This window comes from Actinosynnema sp. CA-299493 (genome assembly GCF_050946825.1).
In the GTDB taxonomy this organism is placed as follows: Bacteria; Actinomycetota; Actinomycetes; order Mycobacteriales; family Pseudonocardiaceae; genus Actinosynnema.
Map to the genome: position 1 here is coordinate 4,218,875 of NZ_CP191993.1, position 20,814 is coordinate 4,239,688.

The 20,814-nt window shown below is 76.0% G+C and carries 1 protein-coding gene and 2 pseudogenes; all 3 read left to right on the forward strand.

Annotation, left to right across the window (positions count from 1 at the left end; all coding sequences use genetic code 11):
• Positions 1-9: 9 nt before the first annotated feature.
• Positions 10-13,836, forward strand: a pseudogene (locus tag ACQPYE_RS17665) (type I polyketide synthase); the annotation flags it as partial.
• 34 nt (positions 13,837-13,870) lie between these two features.
• Positions 13,871-19,309, forward strand: a pseudogene (locus ACQPYE_RS17670) (type I polyketide synthase); the annotation flags it as partial.
• A gap of 104 nt (positions 19,310-19,413) precedes the next feature.
• The gene (locus ACQPYE_RS17675) at positions 19,414-20,808 is read left to right on the forward strand and encodes an NAD(P)/FAD-dependent oxidoreductase (RefSeq protein WP_498722427.1); all 1,395 of its coding nucleotides are present in this window, start codon (positions 19,414-19,416) and stop codon (positions 20,806-20,808) included.
• Positions 20,809-20,814: the final 6 nt, after the last annotated feature.

Consider the following 20,814-nt stretch of genomic DNA (forward strand, 5'->3'; position numbering starts at 1 on the left):
GCCACTGAGCAGAAGCTGCGGGAGTACCTCAAGCGCGTCACCGCGGACCTGCACCAGACGCGCGAGCGGCTGCGCCGGGCCGAGGCCGCAGCGGGTGAGCCGATCGCGATCGTCGGCACGGCCTGCCGCTACCCCGGCGGCGTCGCCTCCCCGGAGGACCTGTGGCGGCTGGTCGAGTCCGGCGGCGACGCCATCGGGCCGTTCCCCGTGGACCGCGGTTGGGACGTGGCCGGGCTCTACGACCCGGACCCCGAAAACCCCGGCACGTCCTCGACCGCCGAGGGCGGGTTCCTGCACGAGGCGGCCGAGTTCGACCCCGCCTTCTTCGGGATCTCCCCGCGCGAGGCGCTGGTGATGGACCCGCAGCAGCGCCTGCTGCTGGAAACGTCGTGGGAAGCGCTCGAACGCGCCGCGATCGACCCGCGCGGGCTGCGCGGCACCGACACCGGCGTGTTCGTCGGCGTCATGTACTCCGACTACGCCTCGCAGATGCCCTTCATGCCCGAGGGTTCCGAGGCGTACCTGAGCACCGGCGCGAGCGCCAGCGTCGCCTCCGGCCGCATCTCCTACACCCTGGGACTGGAAGGCCCGGCGGTCACCGTCGACACGGCCTGCTCGTCGTCGCTGGTGGCCATGCACCTCGCCGCGCACGCGCTGCGGTCGGGGGAGTGCTCCCTCGCGCTGGCGGGCGGGGTGACCGTCATGTCCACGCCCGGCACGTTCATCGCCTTCTCCCGGCAGCGCGGCCTGGCCGCCGACGGCCGGTGCAAGTCGTTCGCCGACGCCGCCGACGGCACCGGCTGGTCCGAGGGCGTCGGGCTGCTGGTGCTGGAGAAGTTGTCCGACGCGCGCCGCAACGGCCACCCCGTGCTGGCGGTGCTGCGCGGCAGCGCGGTCAACCAGGACGGCGCCAGCAGCGGCCTGACCGCGCCCAACGGGCCCTCGCAGCAGCGGGTGATCCTGCGCGCCCTGGAGAACGCCGACCTCGGACCGTCCGATGTGGACGTCGTGGAGGCGCACGGCACCGGGACCGTCCTGGGCGACCCGATCGAGGCCCAGGCGCTGCTGGCCACCTACGGCCAGGACCGGCCCGGCGGCCGGCCGCTGTGGCTGGGTTCGGTGAAGTCCAACCTCGGTCACACGCAAGCGGCGGCGGGCGTCGCGGGCGTCATCAAGATGATCGAGGCCATGCGGCACGGCACGCTGCCGCGCACCCTCCACGTGGACGCGCCCTCGGCCAAGGTCGACTGGTCCGAGGGCGAAGTGGCCCTGCTGACCGAGCCCCGCCCGTGGGAGGCCGTCGCGGACCGGCCGCGCCGGGCGGGCGTGTCGTCGTTCGGGGTGAGCGGCACCAACGCGCACGTGATCCTGGAAGAGGCCGAACCCGCGGACCTCGTAGCGGACACCACCGAGGCCGCCGTGGTGCCGGTCGTCCTGTCCGCCAGGTCCGCCGCCGCGCTGCGCGAGCAGGCCACGCGCCTGCTGCCCCTGGCCGACGAGCACGCGCCCGCCGACCTCGCCCGCTCCCTGGCGACGACCAGGGCGCTGTTCGAGCACCGCGCGGTGCTGGTGAGCCGCGACCGGGCGGAACTGGCCGCCGGGCTGCGCGCGGTCGCCGCCGACGCCGGGCACCCGGCCGTGGTGACCGGCACCGCGAACGACCCCGGCCGGGTGGTGTTCGTGTTCCCGGGCCAGGGTTCGCAGTGGGTCGGGATGGCTCTGGAGCTGGCGGAGCAGTCACCGGTGTTCGCCGCCCGATTGGCGGAGTGCGCCGCTGCCCTGGATCCGTTCTGCGACTGGTCCTTGAACGATGCTTTGCACGGTCGCGTGTCGCTGGACCGGGTGGACGTGGTGCAGCCCGTGCTGTTCGCGGTGATGGTGTCTCTCGCCGCGTTGTGGCGTTCGTGGGGGATTGAGCCCGCGGCGGTGGTCGGTCACTCGCAGGGTGAGATCGCCGCCGCGTGCGTGTCGGGTGCGCTCTCGCTTGAGGACGCGGCACGAGTGGTGGCGTTGCGTTCGCGGGTGTTGCGCAGGCTGGCCGGTCGCGGTGGCATGGTGTCGATCGCCGCCTCCGAAACGGATGTGCGTGCGCGGATCGAGTCGTTCGGCGAGCGGATCTCGGTCGCCGCTGTGAACGGTCCCTCGGCTGTCGTCGTGTCGGGCGAACCGGACGCGCTGGACGGGCTGGTCGCGGCTTGCGAGGCCGACGGTGTCCGGGCCAAGCGCATCGCGGTCGACTACGCGTCGCACTCCGCCCAGGTGGAGGAACTGCGCGACGAGCTGGCCGAGGTGCTGGGTCCGATCCGGCCGCGGGTCGGTGACGTGCCGCTGTACTCGACGCTCACGGGCCGGGTGGAGGACGGCTCCGCCCTGGACGCCGACTACTGGTTCCGCAACCTGCGCTCGACGGTCGGTTTCGCCGATGCCGTGGACAAGCTCGTCGCCGACGAGTTCGGCGTCTTCGTCGAGTGCTCCCCGCACCCGATCCTGACCATGGCCGTGCAGGAGCAGGCCGACGACGTGATCGCGGTCGGCTCCCTGCGCCGCGAAGACGGCGGTCTCGACCGGATGCTGCTGTCCCTCGGTGAGACCGTGGTGCGCGGCGTCACCCCGAAGTGGACGGAGGTGATCCCCGACGGCCGGCGGGTCGACCTGCCCACCTACCCGTTCCAGCACCAGCACTTCTGGCCGAAGGCGACCGACCTCGCCGCGGCGCCCGCGCGAGCCGTCGAGGACGACGAGTTCTGGCGGACCGTCGACAGCGGTGACATCGACGCGCTCGCCACGGCGTTGGACCTCGATCCGGCCACCCCTCTCAGCGACGTGCTGCCCGCGCTGGCGGGCTGGCGCAAGAAGAGCCAGGACAGCACGACCGTCGCGGGGTGGCGCTACCGGATCGAGTGGAAGCCCGTCACCGGCGTCGTGCCGGCGGCGCCGGCCGGCACGTGGCTCCTGCTCGTGCCCGACACCCATCGCGACGACCGGCTCCTGACCTCGCTGACCGCCGCCCTCACCGCGCGCGGCACCCACTTCGTGCCGCTGGTCGTGGACACCGAGGCCGACCGGGTCGCCTTGGCGGACGCCCTCGACGCCCACCGCGACGTCGACGGCGTCCTCAGCGCGCTGGCGTTCGACGAGCGCACCCACCCCGACCACCCCTCGGCGGTGCTCGGCCACACCGCCACCGCGGCCCTGGTCCAGGCCCTGGGCGACCTCGGCGTGCGGGCACCGCTCTGGTGCCTGACCCGCGGCGCCGTCACCACCGGCCCCGGCGACGTCGAGGGCAACCCGGACCAGGCGCTGGTCTGGGGCTTCGGCCGGGTCGCCGCCCAGGAGTACCCCCAGCGCTGGGGCGGTCTGCTCGACCTGCCGCCCGCACCGGACGACCGCGTCGCCGACCTGCTGGGCGCGGTGCTGGCCGGCCGCACCGGCGAGGACCAGCTCGCGCTGCGCCCCACCGGGCTGCTGGCCCGCCGCATCGTGCGCGCCCCCGTCACCGGCTCCGGCCGGCCCTGGAAGCCGCGCGGCACGGTCCTGGTCACCGGCGGCACCGGCGGCCTGGGCGCGCACACCGCGCGCTGGCTGGCCGCGCAGGGCGCCGAGCACCTGCTGCTGGTCAGCAGGCGTGGCCCGGACGCACCCGGCGCGGCCGAGCTGACCGCCGAGCTGACCGCGCTCGGCGTGCGCGCCACCGTGGCCGCCTGCGACGTCACCGACCGCGCCGCGCTGGCCGACCTGCTCGCCGACGTGCCGCTCACCGCCGTGGTGCACACCGCTGCCGTGCTGGACGACGGCGTGATCGACTCGCTCACCACCGACCAGCTCGCGCGGGTGCTGGCGGTCAAGCGGGACGCCACCACCCACCTGCACGAGCTGACCCGCCACCTCGACCTCGACGCCTTCGTGCTGTTCTCCTCCATGGCGGGCACCTTCGGCGCGTCCGGCCAGGGCAACTACGCGCCCGGCAACGCCTTCCTCGACGCGTTCGCGCACCACCGCCGCGCGCTGGGCCTGCCGGCGACGTCGTTGGCGTGGGGACCGTGGGAGGGCGACGGCATGGCGGAGGGCGGGGTCGGCGCGCTCGCGCGCCGGCACGGCCTGCCCGGCATGGACCCCCGGTTGGCCGTGCTCGCCCTGGGACAGGCCGTCACCCAGCGGGACGTGCACGTGGCCCTGGCCGACATCGACTGGGACCGGTTCTTCGTGGCGATGACCGCCACCCGCACCTCCCACGTCCTGCGCGACATCCCCGAGGTGGCGACCCTGCTGGCCGCGCAGGCCGCGCAGGGCGGTCCCGTCGCCGAGCTGACCCTGGCCGACGAGCTGGCCGGGCTGAGCCGGGCCGACGCCACGGCCCGGTTGCTGGACCTGGTCCGGACGGCCGTGGCGCCGGTGCTCGGCCACGCCTCCGGCGAGGACGTGGGTCCCGACCGGGCGTTCCGCGACCTGGGCTTCGACTCGGTCACCGCCGTGGAGCTGCGCAACCGGCTGGCCGCGCTGACCGACCTGCGGCTGCCGGTCACCCTGGTCTTCGACCACCCCACACCCAGGGCACTGGCCGCCCACCTCAGCTCCGAGCTGTCCGCCGACGCGCGGGGCGACGTGGTGACCGCGGTGACCGCGACCGCCGAGCCGCGCGTGGACGACGACCCGATCGCCGTCATCGGCATGGCGTGCCGCTTCCCCGGCGGCGTGCGCGACCCCGAGCAGTTCTGGCGCCTGCTGGCCGAGGGGCACGACGCGACCGGTCCGTTCCCCGCCGACCGCGGCTGGGACCTCGACGCGGTCTACGCGCTGTCCGACGCCGAGGAGGTGCGGACCTTCCGGGGCGGGTTCCTCGACGACGTCGCCGAGTTCGATCCCGCCTTCTTCGGTATCTCCCCGCGCGAGGCGCTGGCCGTCGACCCGCAGCAGCGGCTGCTGCTGCAGACCTCGTGGGAGGCGCTGGAACGTGGCGGCATCGACCCGCGCAGCCTGCGCGGCACGTCTGTGGGCGTGTTCGCCGGCACCAACGGGCAGGACTACACGTCGCTGCTGATGAGCAGGCCCGCGAACCTCCAGGGGCAGATCGCGACCGGCAACACCGCCAGCGTGCTCTCCGGCCGCGTCTCCTACACCTTCGGGCTGGAAGGCCCGGCGGTCACCGTGGACACGGCGTGCTCGTCGTCGCTGGTGGCGCTGCACCTGGCCGCGCAGGCGCTGCGCAACGGCGACTGCTCGTTGGCCCTCGCGGGCGGGGTCACCACCATGTCCACGCCGGGGCTGTTCACCGAGTTCAGCAAGCAGGGCGGCCTGGCTTCGGACGGCCGCTGCAAGGCGTTCAGCTCCTCCGCCGACGGAACGGGCTTCGCCGAGGGCGTCGGCGTGCTGCTGGTGGAGCGGCTGTCGGACGCGCGCCGCAACGGCCACCCGGTGCTGGCGGTGCTGCGTGGCAGTGCGGTGAACCAGGACGGCGCGTCCAACGGGCTCACCGCGCCCAGCGGTCCCGCCCAGCAGCGGGTGATCCGCGCCGCGCTGGCCGACGCCGGGCTCACCGCGGCCGACGTGGAGTTCGTGGAAGCCCACGGCACCGGCACCACCCTCGGCGACCCGATCGAGGCCCAGGCACTGCTGGCCACCTACGGCCGGGGCCGGGACGAGCCGCTGTGGCTGGGCTCGGTGAAGTCCAACATCGGCCACACCCAGGCCGCGGCCGGTGTCGCCGGGGTGATCAAGGCGGTGCTGGCGCTGCGGCACGGCCGTATCCCGGCCACCCTGCACGTGGACGAGCCGAGCCCGCACGTGGACTGGGCCGAGGGCGCGGTGCGGGTGGCCACCGAGGCGCTGGACTGGCCGGAGACCACCGGCCCCCGCCGCGCCGGGGTGTCCTCCTTCGGCATCAGCGGCACGAACGCGCACGTGATCCTGGAGCAGGCCGACCCGGCACCGCCCGTCCCGGCCGACCGCCCCGCCCCGGCCGCCACGGCGTTGCCGCTGTCCGGCCGCACCCCGGCCGCGCTGCGCGACCAGGCGCGACGGCTCACCGCCGTGATCGACGCGCACGAACCCGTGGACGTGGCGTGGTCGCTGGCCACGACCCGATCGGCGTTCGAGCACCGGGCGGTCGTCGTGGGCCGCGACCGGTCGGACCTCACCACCGCCCTGGAAGCCCTGGCCCGCGACGAGGCGTCACCCGCGTTGGTGCGTGGTGTGGCGGGTGAGCCGGGTCGGGTGGTGTTCGTGTTCCCTGGTCAGGGTTCGCAGTGGGTCGGGATGGCTTTGGAGTTGGCCGAGCAGTCGTCGGTGTTCGCGGAGCGGTTGGCGGAGTGCGCTGCCGCGTTGGGCCCGTTCTGCGACTGGTCCTTGCACGAGGCTTTGCGTGGTGAGGTGTCGCTGGATCGCGTGGATGTGGTCCAGCCGGTGCTGTTCGCCGTAATGGTGTCCCTTGCGGCTCTCTGGCGTTCGTGGGGCGTTGAGCCGGCTGCGGTGGTGGGTCACTCCCAAGGCGAGATCGCTGCCGCGTGTGTTTCCGGTGCGTTGTCGCTCGAAGACGCGGCGCGGGTGGTGGCGTTGCGGTCTCGGGTGTTGCGGCGGTTGGCCGGTCGCGGCGGCATGGTGTCGGTCGCCGCCTCGGAGGCGGATGTCCGGACCCGGATCGCGTCGTTCGGTGAGCGGATTTCGGTCGCTGCGGTGAACGGTCCGTCGGCGGTCGTCGTCTCGGGTGAGCCGGGCGCGTTGGACGACCTGGTCGCGGCTTGTGAGGCCGAGGGTGTTCGGGCGAAGCGGATCGCGGTGGACTACGCGTCGCACTCGGCGCAGGTGGAGGAGTTGCGCGAGGAGTTGGCGCAGGTGCTGGCACCTATCGCGCCCCGCGCGGGTGACGTGCCGCTGTACTCGACGCTCACCGGTGAGGTGGAGGACGGGTCGGCGTTGGATGCGGACTACTGGTTCCGCAACCTGCGTTCGACGGTCGGCTTCGCGGACGCGGTGGAAAGTCTGGTGGGCAACGGTTTCGGTGTGTTCGTGGAGTGTTCGCCGCACCCGTTGCTGACGATGGCGGTGCAGGAGCAGGCGGACGAGGTGATCGCGGTCGGCTCCCTGCGCCGTGACGACGGTGGCTTGGACCGGATGCTGCTGTCGCTGGGCGAGGTCGCCGTGCGCGGCGTCACACCGAAGTGGGTGGCAGCCCTGGCCGGTGGACACCGCGTCGACCTGCCCACCTACCCGTTCCAGCAGGAGCGCTACTGGCCCGACCTGCCGGCGGCGGCTCCGGCGGCGCCGACCGCCTCCGCGGTCGACGCGGAGTTCTGGCACGCCGTGGACTCCGGTGACCTCACCGCGCTGGCGCTCGACCCGGCCACGCCGCTGCACGCCGCGCTGCCCGCCCTCGCGGCGTGGCGACGGGACCGGGACCGGGTCGCCGCGGTGGACACCTGGCGCTACCGCGAGACCTGGCACCACCTGCCCACCGGGCGCGCCGTCGACCTCGCGGGGACCTGGCTCGTCCTCGCCCCGGACGCCGAGGGCGCGCGGGCGTGGACCGACGCCGTGGTGGAGTCGCTGCACGTCCACGGTGCCACCCCGGTCCTCCTCACCTGCGCGGTGGACGTGGACCGGCTCGGCATCGGCGACGCCCTGCGCGACACCGACACCGACCTCGACGCCGTCACGGGCGTGGTGTCCCTGCTCGCCCTTGCCCACCGAGGTGACCACGCCGCGCCTGTCGCGGTGACCATGGCCGCCGTGCAGGCGTTGGGTGACCTGCGCGTCGAAGCGCCCTTGTGGTGCGCGACCCGGGACGCCGTCCAGGTCGGCCGCGGCGAGGCCGTCGCCCCCGAGCAGCACGCCGTGTGGGGTTTCGGGCGCGTGGTGGCGATGGAGCACCCGCAGCGCTGGGGCGGTCTGGTGGACCTGCCCGTCGCGCCCGACGCCCGTGACCGCACCCACCTCGCCCGCATCCTCGCGGGCGAGGAGGACCAGGTGGCGGTCCGCCCGTCCGGGGTGTTCGGCCGCCGGCTGGAGCGCGTGGTCGCCCGCCCGGTGGACGAGACCGACTGGACCGGCGGCGGGACCGTCGTCATCACCGGCGGCACCGGTGGTCTCGGCGCGGCCCTGGCCCGCAGGCTGGCTTCCCGCGGCGCGCGCAAGGTGCTGCTGCTCAGCCGCGGCGGCCCGCACGCGCCCGGCGCGGACGAGCTGGTGGCCGACCTGCGCGCGGCCGGGACCGACGCCCACGCGGTGGCCTGCGACGTCACCGACCGCGCCGCGCTCGCCGCCCTGCTGGACGACGAGCCGGTCACCGCCGTCGTGCACGCCGCCGGGCTGCTCGACGACGGCGTGGTCGACGCGATGACCCCGCACCGCGTCGACCGGGTGCTGAGGGTCAAGGCGCTGGGCGCGGCCCACCTGCACGAGCTGACCCGCGGGCACGACCTCGCCGCGTTCGTGCTGTTCTCCTCCGCGGCCGGGGGGATCGGCAGCGCGGGCCAGGCCAACTACGCCGCCGCGAACGCCTACCTCGACGCGCTGGCCGTGCACCGCCGCGGCCTGGGCCTGCCCGCCACCTCGGTGGCCTGGGGCGCGTGGGCCGACACCGGCCAGGCCGCCGACGGCGCGGTGCGCGAGACGCGCCTGCGCACCGGAGGGTTCCGGCCGATGGCGCCGGACGACGCGCTGACCGCGCTGGACCGGGTGATCACCACCGGTGAGCCGGTGGAGGTCGTGGCCGACGTGGACTGGGCGACCCTGCTGCCCGGCATCACCGCGATCCGCCCCGGACCGCTGTTCTCCGCCCTGCCGGAAGCCGCCGCGCCCGCCGCGCGGGAGTCGGGGGAGCCGGTCGTCGTCGGCCTGGCCGCGGTGCCCGCGGCCGACCGCGCCCGGGTGGCGCTGGACCTGGTGCGGACCCGCGCCGCCGCCGTGCTCCGGCACGCCGACGCGGACGCCGTCGAACCGGACAGGTCGTTCCGCGACCTGGGGTTCGACTCGCTCACGGCGGTGGAGTTCCGCAACGTGCTGGCCGCCGCGACCGGCGTGCGGCTGTCCGCGACCGCGGTGTTCGACCACCCCACGCCGTCGGCGCTCACCCACCACCTGCTGGCCCAGCTCGGCGACACCGGTCCGGATCTCCCGCCGGTGTCCCCGGCGGCCGTGCCGACGGCGGAGCCGATCGCCGTGGTCGGCCTCGGCCTCCGGTTGCCCGGCGGCGCCCACGACCCCGAGGCGCTGTGGCGGCTGCTGGTCGAGGGCCGTGACGCCGTGGGCGCGGTGCCCGCGAACCGGGGCTGGGACCTCGACGCGATCTACCACCCCGACCCCGACCAGCCCGGCACCTCCTACGCCCGCGAGGGCGGTTTCGTGCCCGAGGCGGGCGACTTCGACGCCGGTTTCTTCGGGATCTCGCCGCGCGAGGCCACCTCGATGGACCCGCAGCAGCGGTTGCTGCTGGAGATCTCGTGGGAGGCGGTGGAACGGGCCGGGATCGACCCGCACAGCCTGCGCGGCAGCAGCACCGGCGTGTTCGCGGGCATCAACTACCAGGACTACGGCGCGGTCGCCGGGGCGCAGGAGGGCGCGGAGGGTCACCTGCTCACCGGTGGCGCGGGCAGCGTGCTGTCCGGGCGCGTGTCCTACGCGATGGGGCTGGAGGGTCCGGCGGTCACCGTGGACACCGCGTGCTCGGCGTCCTTGGTGGCGCTGCACCTGGCCGCGCAGGCGCTGCGCGCGGGGGAGTGCGACCTGGCGCTGGCCGGTGGCGCGACCGTGATGGCGACACCCGGCATGTTCATCGGCTTCAGCCGGCAGCGCGGCCTGTCCCCGGACGGCCGCTGCAAGGCGTTCGCCGCCTCCGCCGACGGCACCGGCTGGGGTGAGGGCGCGGGCGTGGTGCTGCTGGAACGGCTCTCCGACGCCCGTCGTCGCGGCCACGAGGTGCTCGCGGTGCTGCGCGGCAGCGCGGTGAACCAGGACGGCGCGTCGAACGGGTTGACCGCGCCCAACGGCCCGTCGCAGCAGCGGGTGATCCGGCAGGCGCTGGCCAACGCCGGCCTGCGCCCGTCCGACGTGGACGCCGTGGAAGCGCACGGCACGGGCACGACGCTGGGCGACCCGATCGAGGCACAGGCGCTGATCGCCACCTACGGCCAGGACCGGGAGACCCCGCTGTTGCTGGGCTCCGTCAAGTCCAACATCGGCCACACCCAGGCCGCCGCGGGCGTCGCCGGGGTGATCAAGGCCGTGCTGGCGCTGCGCCACGGCGTGCTGCCGGCCACGCTGCACGTGGACGAGCCCAGCCCGCACGTGGACTGGTCGGCCGGGCGGGTCCGGCTGCTGACCGAGCACACCGAGTGGCCCTCGACCGGCGGGCCGCGGCGCATCGGCGTGTCGGCGTTCGGCATCAGCGGCACCAACGCCCACGCCATCCTCGAAGCGGCGCCCGCCGACCCGCCCGCGCCCCGGCCCACCCCGGCCGCCGTACCCGTGCCGTGGACGCTGTCGGGCGCCACCGCGGACGCGCTGCGGGCCCAGGCCGCGCGCCTGGCCGAGCACCTGCGCGCCGGACCCGAGCCCGTCCCGGTGGACGTGGCCCTGTCGTTGGCCACCACGCGGGCGCACCTGGAGCACCGGGCCGCCGTCGTGGGCAGCGACCCGGAGGAGCTGCTGCGCGGTCTCGACGCCGTCGCCGGGGGCCGGGCGGCCACCGGGTCGGCGCGGGGCAGGCACCAGGGCACGGCGTTCCTGTTCTCCGGGCAGGGCGCGCAACGCGCGGGTGCCGGCCGTGACCTCTACGCCGGGCACCCGGTGTTCGCCGACGCGTTCGACGAGGTGTGCGCCAGGGTGGACCCGCACCTGGACCGGCCGCTGCGCGAGGTGGCGTTCGCCGCGCCGGGCACCCCGGAGGCGGCGCTGCTGGACCGCACCGACTTCACCCAGGCCGCGCTGTTCGCCGTCGAGGTGGCGGTGTTCCGGCTGCTGGAGTCCTGGGGCGTGCGGCCCGACGTGCTGCTGGGGCACTCCATCGGCGAACTCGCCGCCGCGCACGTGGCGGGCGTGTTCGACCTGGACGACGCCTGCGCGCTCGTGGTCGCCAGGGGCACGCTCATGCGCGACCTGCCTGCGGGCGGTGCGATGGTCGCCGTGCAGGCCGCCGAGCACGAGGTCCGGTCCGCCGTGGACGGCGTGCCGGGGGTCGAGGTCGGCGCGGTCAACGGGCCGGAGTCGGTGGTGCTGTCCGGCGACGAGGACGCGGTGCTGCGCGTCGCCGCCGAGTTCGCCGCGCGTGGCCGCAAGACCTCGCGCCTGGCCGTCAGCCACGCCTTCCACTCGGCGCGGGTGGAACCGGCGCTGGACGCCTTCCGAACCGTCGCGCAGGGCCTGACCTTCACCGCTCCGCAGATCCCGATCGTCTCCAACGTCGACGGCGCCGTCGCGGGCGAGGAGATCGCGACGCCGGACCACTGGGTCTCCCACGCGCGCGGCGCCGTGCGGTTCGCCGACGGCATCGCGACCCTGCTGGCGCGGGACGTGCGGCGGTTCGTCGAGATCGGCCCGGACGGGGTGCTCGCCGCGCTGACCGCGGGCTGCCTGCCCGACGGCGAGAAGGCCGCCGTGGTGCCGCTGCTGCGCCGCGACAAGCCCGAGCGGGAGTCGCTGGTCGCCGGGGTCGCCGCGCTGCACGCGCACGGCGGGACCGTGGACTGGTCCGCGTTCTTCGCGGGCGCCGGGGCCCGCGTGGTCGGGCTGCCCACCTACGCCTTCCGGCACGAGCACTACTGGGCCCGCCCGGCGGTCCCGCCGGCGACGCCCGCCGAGCCGGTCGCGGACGCCGGTTTCTGGGCCGACCTGGAGCGCGCGGACGTGACCGCCCTGGCCGACCGGCTCGACGTCGACCCGGAGCACCTGGGCGGCGTGCTGCCCGCCCTGACCGCGCTGCGCAAGCGGCACACCGATCGCGGAGCCGCCGACGGCTGGCGCTACCGCACCGCGTGGCGGTCCGCCGCCGTTCCCGCGGCGGCGCTCACCGGTCGCCTGCTGGTCGTGCTGCCCGGGTCGGCGGGGGAGTGGGCGCACCCGGCGTGCGCCGCGCTCGCCGGCGACGGCGCCGAACCGGTGCTGTTCGAGCTGACCGGCGCCGAGGACCGCCAAGCGGTCGCGGTCCGGCTCTCGGCACTGCCCGACGTGGCCGGCGTCGTGTCGCTGCTCGCCTCGGGCGACGCGGGGTTCACCTCGACGCTGCTGCTGGCCCAGGCGCTGGACGACGCGGGGGTGGCCGCCCCGCTGTGGTGCCTGACCCGCGGCGCGGTCTCCACCGGCGCCGCCGACCCGCTGCGCGACCCCGACCAGGCGCAGGTGTGGGGCCTCGGCCGGGTCCTCGGCCTGGAGCGGCCCGAGCGGTGGGGCGGTCTGATCGACCTGCCCGCCGACCTCGACGCGACCGCGGCGGCGACCCTGAGGTCGCTGATCGCCGGGGCAGGCCCGGAGGACCAGCTCGCCCTGCGCTCCTCCGGCGTCCACGTCCGGCGCCTGGAGCACGCGCCGTCCCCCGCGGTCGGGCACGACTGGCGCACCAGCGGCACGGCCCTTGTCACCGGGGGCACCGGCGCGCTGGGCGCCCACGTGGCCCGTGCGCTGGTCGCCGCGGGCGCCGAGCACCTGGTGCTCACCAGCAGGCGCGGTCCCGAGGGCCCCGGCGCGGCGGAGCTGGTCGACGAACTGCGGGCGCTGGGCGCCGGGGTCAGCGTCGTCGCCTGCGACGCCGCCGACCGCGACGGGCTGGCCGCGCTGCTGGCCGACCTGGGCGAGGACCTGCGGACCGTGGTGCACACGGCGGGCGTCGGCCAGCTCACCCCCACGCCCCTGCTGGGCCCGGCCGAGGTCAGGACCGTGGTGCACGGCAAGGTGGAGGGCGCGCGGAACCTGCACGACCTGCTGGGCGACCGCGACCTGGACGCCTTCGTGCTGTTCTCGTCCGTCTCGGCCACCTGGGGCAGCGCGGGCCAAGCGGCCTACGCCGCCGCGAACAGCCACCTCGACGCGCTGGCCGAGCACCGACGCGCCCGCGGGCTGCCCGCCACCTCGCTGGCGTGGGGACCGTGGGCGCAGGGCGGCATGGCCGCCACCGGTGGCGCGGTGGACCTGCTCGACCACCAGGGCGTGCGCGCCATGGCGCCCGGCCCGGCGGTGTCGGCCATGCTGACCGCCCTCGCGGGCGGCGACACGCAGGTCACCGTCGCCGACGTGGACTGGGCGCGCTTCGCCCCCGCGTTCACCCTGGCCCGCCCCCGGCCGCTGCTCGACGAGCTGCCGGAGGCGCGGGCCGCGTCGGAGCCCGGGGAACCGGTGGGCGACGGCTCCGAGCTCCGTGCCCGGCTGGCCGGCCTGGACCGGGCCGGTGCGCGCGACCTGCTCACGGAGCTGGTCCGCGAGGAGGCCGCTGCGGTGCTCGGCCACCCCGACGCGGCGGCGGTGGAACCCGACCGGGCGTTCCGCGACCTGGGCTTCGACTCGCTCACCGCGGTGGAGCTGCGCAACCGGCTGGCCGACGCGACGGGGGCGGCCCTGTCGGCGGCCGTCGTGTTCGACTACCCCACCCCGGTGGAGCTGGCCGGGTGGCTGCTCGACGTCGTCGGCGGGCCGGAGGTGGACGAGGTCGGCGCGCTGCTGGCCGAGCTGGGTCGGGTGGAGGACCTGGTGACCGCGGGCGAGGTCGCCGACGAGGACCGCGCCCGCGTGGCGCTGCGGCTGCGCCGGGTGCTGTCGCACCTGGACACCGCCGAGGCGGCCACCGGACCGGACCTGGCGGACGCCACCGACCACGACCTCTTCGACCTGGTCGACAAGGACCTGGGGCTGCTGTGAACAGCCACGCCCGCCTGGAGGCCCCGTGACCGACAACGAGGACAAGCTCCGCGACTACCTCAAGAAGGTGATCGCCGAGCTGCACCGCACCCGGCAGCGCGTGCGGGAGCTGGAGGACGCCGAGCCCGACCCGGTCGCCGTGGTCGGCATGGGGTGCCGCTACCCCGGCGGGGTGCGCTCCCCGGAGGACCTGTGGGAGCTGGTGCGCACCGGCGCGGACGCGGTCGGCCGCTTCCCCGGCAACCGGGGCTGGGACCTGGCCGCGCTGCAGGCCGTCGACCTCGACGCCGGGTTGACCACCGAGGGCGGGTTCCTGCACGACGTGGCCGACTTCGACGCGGGTTTCTTCGGGATCTCCCCGCGCGAGGCGCTGGCGATGGACCCGCAGCAGCGGTTGCTGCTGGAGGTGGCGTGGGAGGCGTTCGAGCGCGCCGGGATCGACGCGCACTCCCTGCGCGGCAGCGCGACCGGGGTGTTCGTGGGGTGCAGCGGACAGGACTACACGCCGCTGCTGCTGGCCTCCGGGGAGCCGGTGGAAGGCCACCTGGCGACCGGCAACGCGGGCTCGGTGGTGTCCGGCCGCATCTCCTACACCTTCGGCTTCGAGGGGCCCGCGATCACCGTCGACACCGCCTGCTCGTCGTCGTTGGTCGCGCTGCACATGGCGGTGCGGTCGCTGCGCTCGGGGGAGTGCTCCCTGGCGCTGGCGGGCGGCGCCACCGTGATGGCCACACCGGGCGCCTTCCTGGAGTTCTCCCGCCAGGGCGGCCTGGCCGCCGACGGCCGGTGCAAGGCGTTCGCCGCCGCGGCCGACGGCACCGGCTGGGCGGAGGGCGCCGGGCTGGTGCTGCTGGAACGGCTGTCCGACGCCCGCCGCAACGGCCACCCCGTGCTGGCCCTGGTGCGTGGCACCGCGGTCAACTCCGACGGCGCGTCGAACGGCCTCACCGCCCCCAACGGCCCCGCCCAGCGCCGCGTCATCCGGCAGGCCCTGGCGGACGCGCGCCTGGAGCCCGCCGACGTGGACGCCGTGGAGGCGCACGGCACCGGCACCAGGCTCGGCGACCCGATCGAGGCGCAGGCCCTGCTGGAGACCTACGGCCGGGACCGACCCGCGGACCGGCCGCTGCTGCTCGGTTCCCTCAAGTCCAACCTCGGGCACACCCAGGCGGCCTCCGGTGTGGCCGGCGTGATCAAGACGGCCATGGCGCTGCGGCACGGCGCCCTTCCCCGCACCCTCCACGTCGACGCGCCCACCCCGCACGTGGACTGGTCGGCCGGTTCGGTGCGCCTGCTCACCGAGCACACGCCCTGGCCCGCGGGCGACCGGCCGCGCCGTGCCGGGGTGTCGGCGTTCGGCATCAGCGGCACCAACGCGCACGTCGTCATCGAGGAGCCACCCGCCCCGCACACCCCCAAACCCGACGACAACCGCGCCGACGACACCGGCACCGTCGCGGACGGCACCCGTGCGGAGAGGCCGGGCGCGGTGCCGTGGGTGCTGTCCGGGCACACCGCGGAAGCGCTGCGCGGCCAGGTGTCCCGGCTCCTGGCGCACGTGGAGACCGATCGCGACCTCCACCCCGCCGACGTCGCCCTCGCCCTGACCACCACCAGGGCCGCGCTCAAGCACCGCGCGGTCGTGGCGGGCTCCGGCCCGGAGGCGCTGGCCGCTGCGCTGCGCTCCTGGGACGGCCCCGTCCTCACCGCGTCCGCGGGCCGCACCGCGTTCCTGTGCACCGGCCAGGGCGCGCAACGCCCCGGCATGGGGCTGGCGCTCGCGGCGGCCCGACCCGAGTTCGCCGCCGCGTTCGAGGAGGTCCTGGCGCACCTGCCCGCCGAGGTGCGCGAGGTGCTGGCCACCGCCGACCCGGTGGTCGACCGCACCCGCTTCGCCCAGCCCGGCCTGTTCGCCGTCGAGGTGGCGCTGGCCCGCACGCTCCAGGCGTGGGGCGTGGAGCCCGACGTCCTGGTCGGCCACTCCGTCGGCGAGATCGCCGCCGCGCACCTGGCGGGCGTGCTGTCCCTGCCCGACGCGTGCCGCCTCGTCGTGGCCCGCGGCGCGCTGATGGACGCGCTGCCCGCCGGCGGGGCGATGGTCGCCGTCGAGGCCACACCCGGCGAGGTGGCGCCGCTGCTGTCCGACGCGGTGTCGCTGGCCGCCGTCAACGGCCCGCGCGCGGTGGTGCTGTCGGGCGACGAGGAAGCGGTGTCCGACGCCGTGCGGACGCTGGCCGGGCGTGGCCACCGGGTCAAGCGCCTGCCCGTCAGCCACGCCTTCCACTCCGCCCACGTCGATCCCGTGCTGGACGAGTTCCGGGCCGTGCTCCGCTCGATCGTCCTGCGCCGCCCGGAGCGGACCCTGGTGTCGTCGGTGACCGGCGGCCCGGTGACCGACGAGGTGACCGACCCCGAGCACTGGGTGCGCAACGCCCGCGACACGGTCCGCTTCGCCGACGCCGCCGCCGCGCTGCTCGCCCACGACGTGGTCCGGTGCGTGGAGGTCGGCCCGGACGGCGTGCTCACCGCGTTGGCGCGCGAGGTGCTCGACACCACCGGCGTGTGCGTGGCGGCGCTGCGGTCCGGGCACGACGAGCCGACCACGGTCGCGCACGCGCTCGGCGTCCTGCACGCCGCCGGCGCCGACGTGGACTGGCGCGCCGCCCTCCCCGGCGCACGACCGGCACCGCTGCCCACCTACGCCTTCCAGCACCGGGCGCACTGGCCGCGCCCGTCGGCGCCCCCGCAGGCGCCTGGCACGCCCGACGCGGACCTGTGGGCGGCGGTGCGCGCCGCCGACGCCGACGCGGTGGCCGCGGTCATCGACGCCGACCCCGCCGCCGTGCGCCCCCTGCTCCCCGCCCTCGCCTCGTGGCGGGAGGGCCGTGACCTCAAGTCCACGGTCGACGCCGTCCGCTACCGGGTCGCCTGGTCGCCGGTGGAACCGGGCGACACCGAGGACGGCCCGCGCGAGTGGCTGCTGGTCGCACCCCGCGCCCTGGTCGAACACCCGTGGGTGAGGACGGTGGCCGACCGCCTCACCGCGGCCGGCCGGGTCGTCACCGTCGTCGGCGTCGAGGACGACGAACCGGCCGCGCTCGTCCGCGCGCTCGCCGGGACCGGCGCGGACGACCCGGCGGTGCTGTCCTTCCTCGCGCTGGGCGGAGGCGACGCCCTGGTCCGGACCGTCGCGCTGGTCGCGGCGCTCACCGAGACCTGGCCCAACTGCCGCCTGTGGGCGGTGACGACGGCGGCGCGCCCGCGTGCCGACCGGCCGCACGGCGATCCCGCGCAGGCGGAGCTGTGGGCCTTCGGGCGCACCGCGGGGCTGGAGTGGCCGCAGGGCTGGGGTGGTGTGGTCGACCTGCCCGCCGTGCCGGACGAGGCCGCGACCGACCGGCTGGTCCGGGTGCTGACCACCCGGCACGACGAGGACCAGCTCGCCGTCGTGCGCGGCGGGCTGGAAGCCCGGCGGCTGGTCCGCGCGCTGCCGCTGGACCCCGCCGCCCCGACCTGGCGCCCGCGCGGCACGGTGGTCCTCACCGACACCGGGTCGACGCGCGCCCACCACGTCGCCCGCTGGCTGGCCCGCGGCGGGGCGTCCCGCGTCGCCGTGCTCGGCACCGTGCCGCCACCCGCCGACCTGGTCGCCGAGCTGGCCGCGCTGGGAGCGGCTTCGACGCACCTGCCGTGCGACCTGGCCGACCCGGTCGCGGTCGCCGCCGCCGTCGCCGAGCTCGACCGCGACGACCCGGTGCGCGCCGTGGTCCACCTGGCCGGGGAGGGGTGGCAGGAACCGGCGCCCGCGGGGATCATCGAGGGCCTGGCCGAGGCCGTCGGCGGCCCGGTGGCGGGCGCCCGGTCGCTCGACCTGGCCCTGGGCGAACGCGACCTGGACGCCTTCGTGCTGTTCTCCTCCGTCAGCACCACCTGGGGAGCGGCCGGCCAGGCGGTCCCGGCCGTGGCCGGCTGCCTGGTGGAGGCGTTGGCCGAGGAGCGCCGCACGCGGGGTCGCACCGCCACCGCCGTGGCGTGGGGACCGTGGGCGGGCGCGGAGCAGGACGACGACGGCGAGGCCGAGGCGCAGCTCCTGCAGCGCGGCCTGCGGCTGATGTCGCCCACCACGGCGTTGACCGCCCTGGGGCACGCGGTCGCGGCGGGGGAGGGCCACCTGGTGGTCGCCGACGTCGACTGGCCGCGCTTCGCCAACGCCTACACCGCCACCCGGCCCGGCACGCTGTTCGCCGAGCTGGCCGACGTGCGGAGCACGCTGCCCGGCGGTGAGGACGACAGCGCCGACGAGGGCGCGGTGCGCGGTTTCCTCGACCGCCTCGACGCGCTGCCGGTCACCGAGCGTGGCGAGGAGATGGTGGAGTTCGTGCGCCGGCACGCCGCCGCCGTGCTCGGCCACGCCGGACCGTCCGAAGTGGACCCCGAGCAGCCGTTCCTGGAAGCGGGCTTCGACTCGCTGACCGCGATGGACCTGCGCAACCGGCTGCGCGACGAGACCGGTCTGGCGCTGGCGGGCACGCTGCTGTTCACCCACCCGACGCCGACCGACCTGGCGACGTACCTGCTGTCGCGACTGGACGGCACGCGCGCCGCCGGTACCGACAGCGGACCGGGGCTGCTGGCGGAGCTGTACGACAGCGCGACCAAGGCGGGCCGCCTGGACGAGTTCCTGCCGCTGGTCAACGACATCGCCGCGTTCCGGCCCGCGACCACCGACCTGGCCCGGCTGCCCGCCGCCGCACCGGTGCGGCTGTGCCGGGGCGACACCCGCCCGACGCTGGTCTGCTGCAGCGGCCTGTCCCCGATCTCGGGCGCGCACGAGTTCGCGAGGGTCGCGGGCGCGTTGCGCGGCGTGCGGGAGGTCGTGGTCCTGACGCTGCCCGGCTTCGTGGAGGGCGAGGTCGTGCCCGCCGACGCCGACACCGTGCTGCGCCTGCTGGCCGACACCGTCGACCGGCACCTGACCGGGCCGATCGTGCTGGCGGGCCACTCCGCCGGCGCGATCCTGGCCCACGCGCTGGCCCGGCACCTGGAGGAGCAGGGCAGACCGGTGGCCGGTCTGGTCCTGCTCGACCTCTACAGCTGGGAGAACGCCGCGCCCATGGTGGAGTGGCGTTCGGAGCTGGTGGAGGGCGTGCTGGACCGGCAGGACGCCTACGTGTCCGTGGACGACACGCGCCTGACCGCGTCGTCCTGCTACTACGAGCGCTTCGTGGAGTGGAAGCCGACACCACTGGCCGCGCCGACGCTGCTGGTGCGCGCCTCGGAGCCGTTGGGCGAGTGGCACGGCGACGACGAGAGCTGGCGCGCTTCCTGGCCGTTCGAGCACACCTGCGCGGACGTGCCCGGCAACCACTTCAGCATGGTCGGCGAGCACGCCCCGCGCGTGGCGGAGGTCGTGGAGGACTGGCTGACCCGACGGACCACCCCGGACTCGGGGCACGGGGGAGGAACCGCATGACCGGCCCAGGAGGAATCGGCCCAGGAGCGGCCGGCCCGGCAGGAACCGGCCCGGTAGTCGGCTCCGAGGAGGTCGTTGCCGCACAAGGCGGCACGCACGCGGTGGTGCTCGGTGGAGGGCTCGCCGGGATGCTCACCGCCGCCGCGCTCGCCCGGCACACCGACCGCGTGACGGTCGTCGAGCGCGACGAGCTGCCGGACCACGCCGCGCCGCGCCGGGGCGTGCCGCAGACCCGGCAGTTGCACGTGCTGATGTCCGGCGGCGCGCGTGCCATCGACACCCTCGTGCCGGGCGCCACCGATCGGCTGCGCGCGCTGGGCGCACACCGGCTCGGCGTGCCCGAGGACGTGGTGACGCTGTCGGCCGACGGCTGGCAGCACCGGTTCCCGGCCACCCAGTTCATGATCACCTGCACCAGGGACCTGATCGACTGGGTCGTGCGCGACCAGGTGCTGCGCGACCCGCGGGTCCGGGTGCGCACCGGTGTGGAGATCGCCGGGCTGCTCGGCGAGGCCCGCCGGGTGACCGGTGTGCGCGTCGAGGCCGTGGACGGTTCCGGTGCGCTGGACCTGGCGGCGGACCTCGTCGTCGACTGCACCGGCCGGGCGTCCCGCTTGGAGCACTGGCTGGGCGCGCTCGGCACGCCGTCGATCCCGACGGAGGTCGTGGACTCCGGCCTGGCCTACAGCACGCGGATCTTCGCCGCGCCCGAGTCGCACCGCACCGGGTTCCCGGTGGTCAACCTGTTCGCCGACTACCGGGCGGGACGGCCGGGGCGCTCGGCGAGCCTGGTCCCGGTCGAGGACGGCCGGTGGCTGATCGGCCTGACCGGCACCCGCGGCGCCCGGCCGCCGGTGGACGAGGCGGGGTTCGCCGAGTACGCGGCGAGCCTGCGCGACCCGCTGATCTCCCGCCTGATGCGCATCGCCCGACCGCTCACCGCACCGCGCGGCTCGCACAGCGCGGCCAACCGCAGGCGGTACTGCGAGCGGGTCGAGCGGTGGCCGGACGGACTGGTGGTGCTCGGTGACGCGCTGGTCGCGTTCAACCCCGTCTACGGCACGGGCATGAGCTCGGCCGCGCGCTGCGCCGTGGTGCTGGCCGGCGTGCTGGCCGGGCACGGGCACGAACCCGGCCTGGCCCGCGCCGCCCAGCAGGCCATCGGCGAGCTGGTCGACACCCCGTGGCTCACCGCCACCACCCAGGACGTGCGCTACCCCGACTGCCGCACGTCCCTGGTCGACCCGAAGGCCCTGGAGGTGTCCGAGGAGCAGGACCGCATCGGGCGCTGGATCGGCGCGCTGTCGCTGCGGCACCCCGTGGTCAACGCGGCGATGACCGAGGTGATCACCATGACCTCGCCGCTGTCGGCCCTGCAGCGCCCCGAGGTGGTGGCGGCCATGGCGGGCGCGGGCAGCCGCCCGGTCCTGCGCGAGGCGCCGCTGCGCCCAGCCGAACGCGCACTGCTCGACGAGCACAGCGACCGCGTGGACGCCTGACCCGCG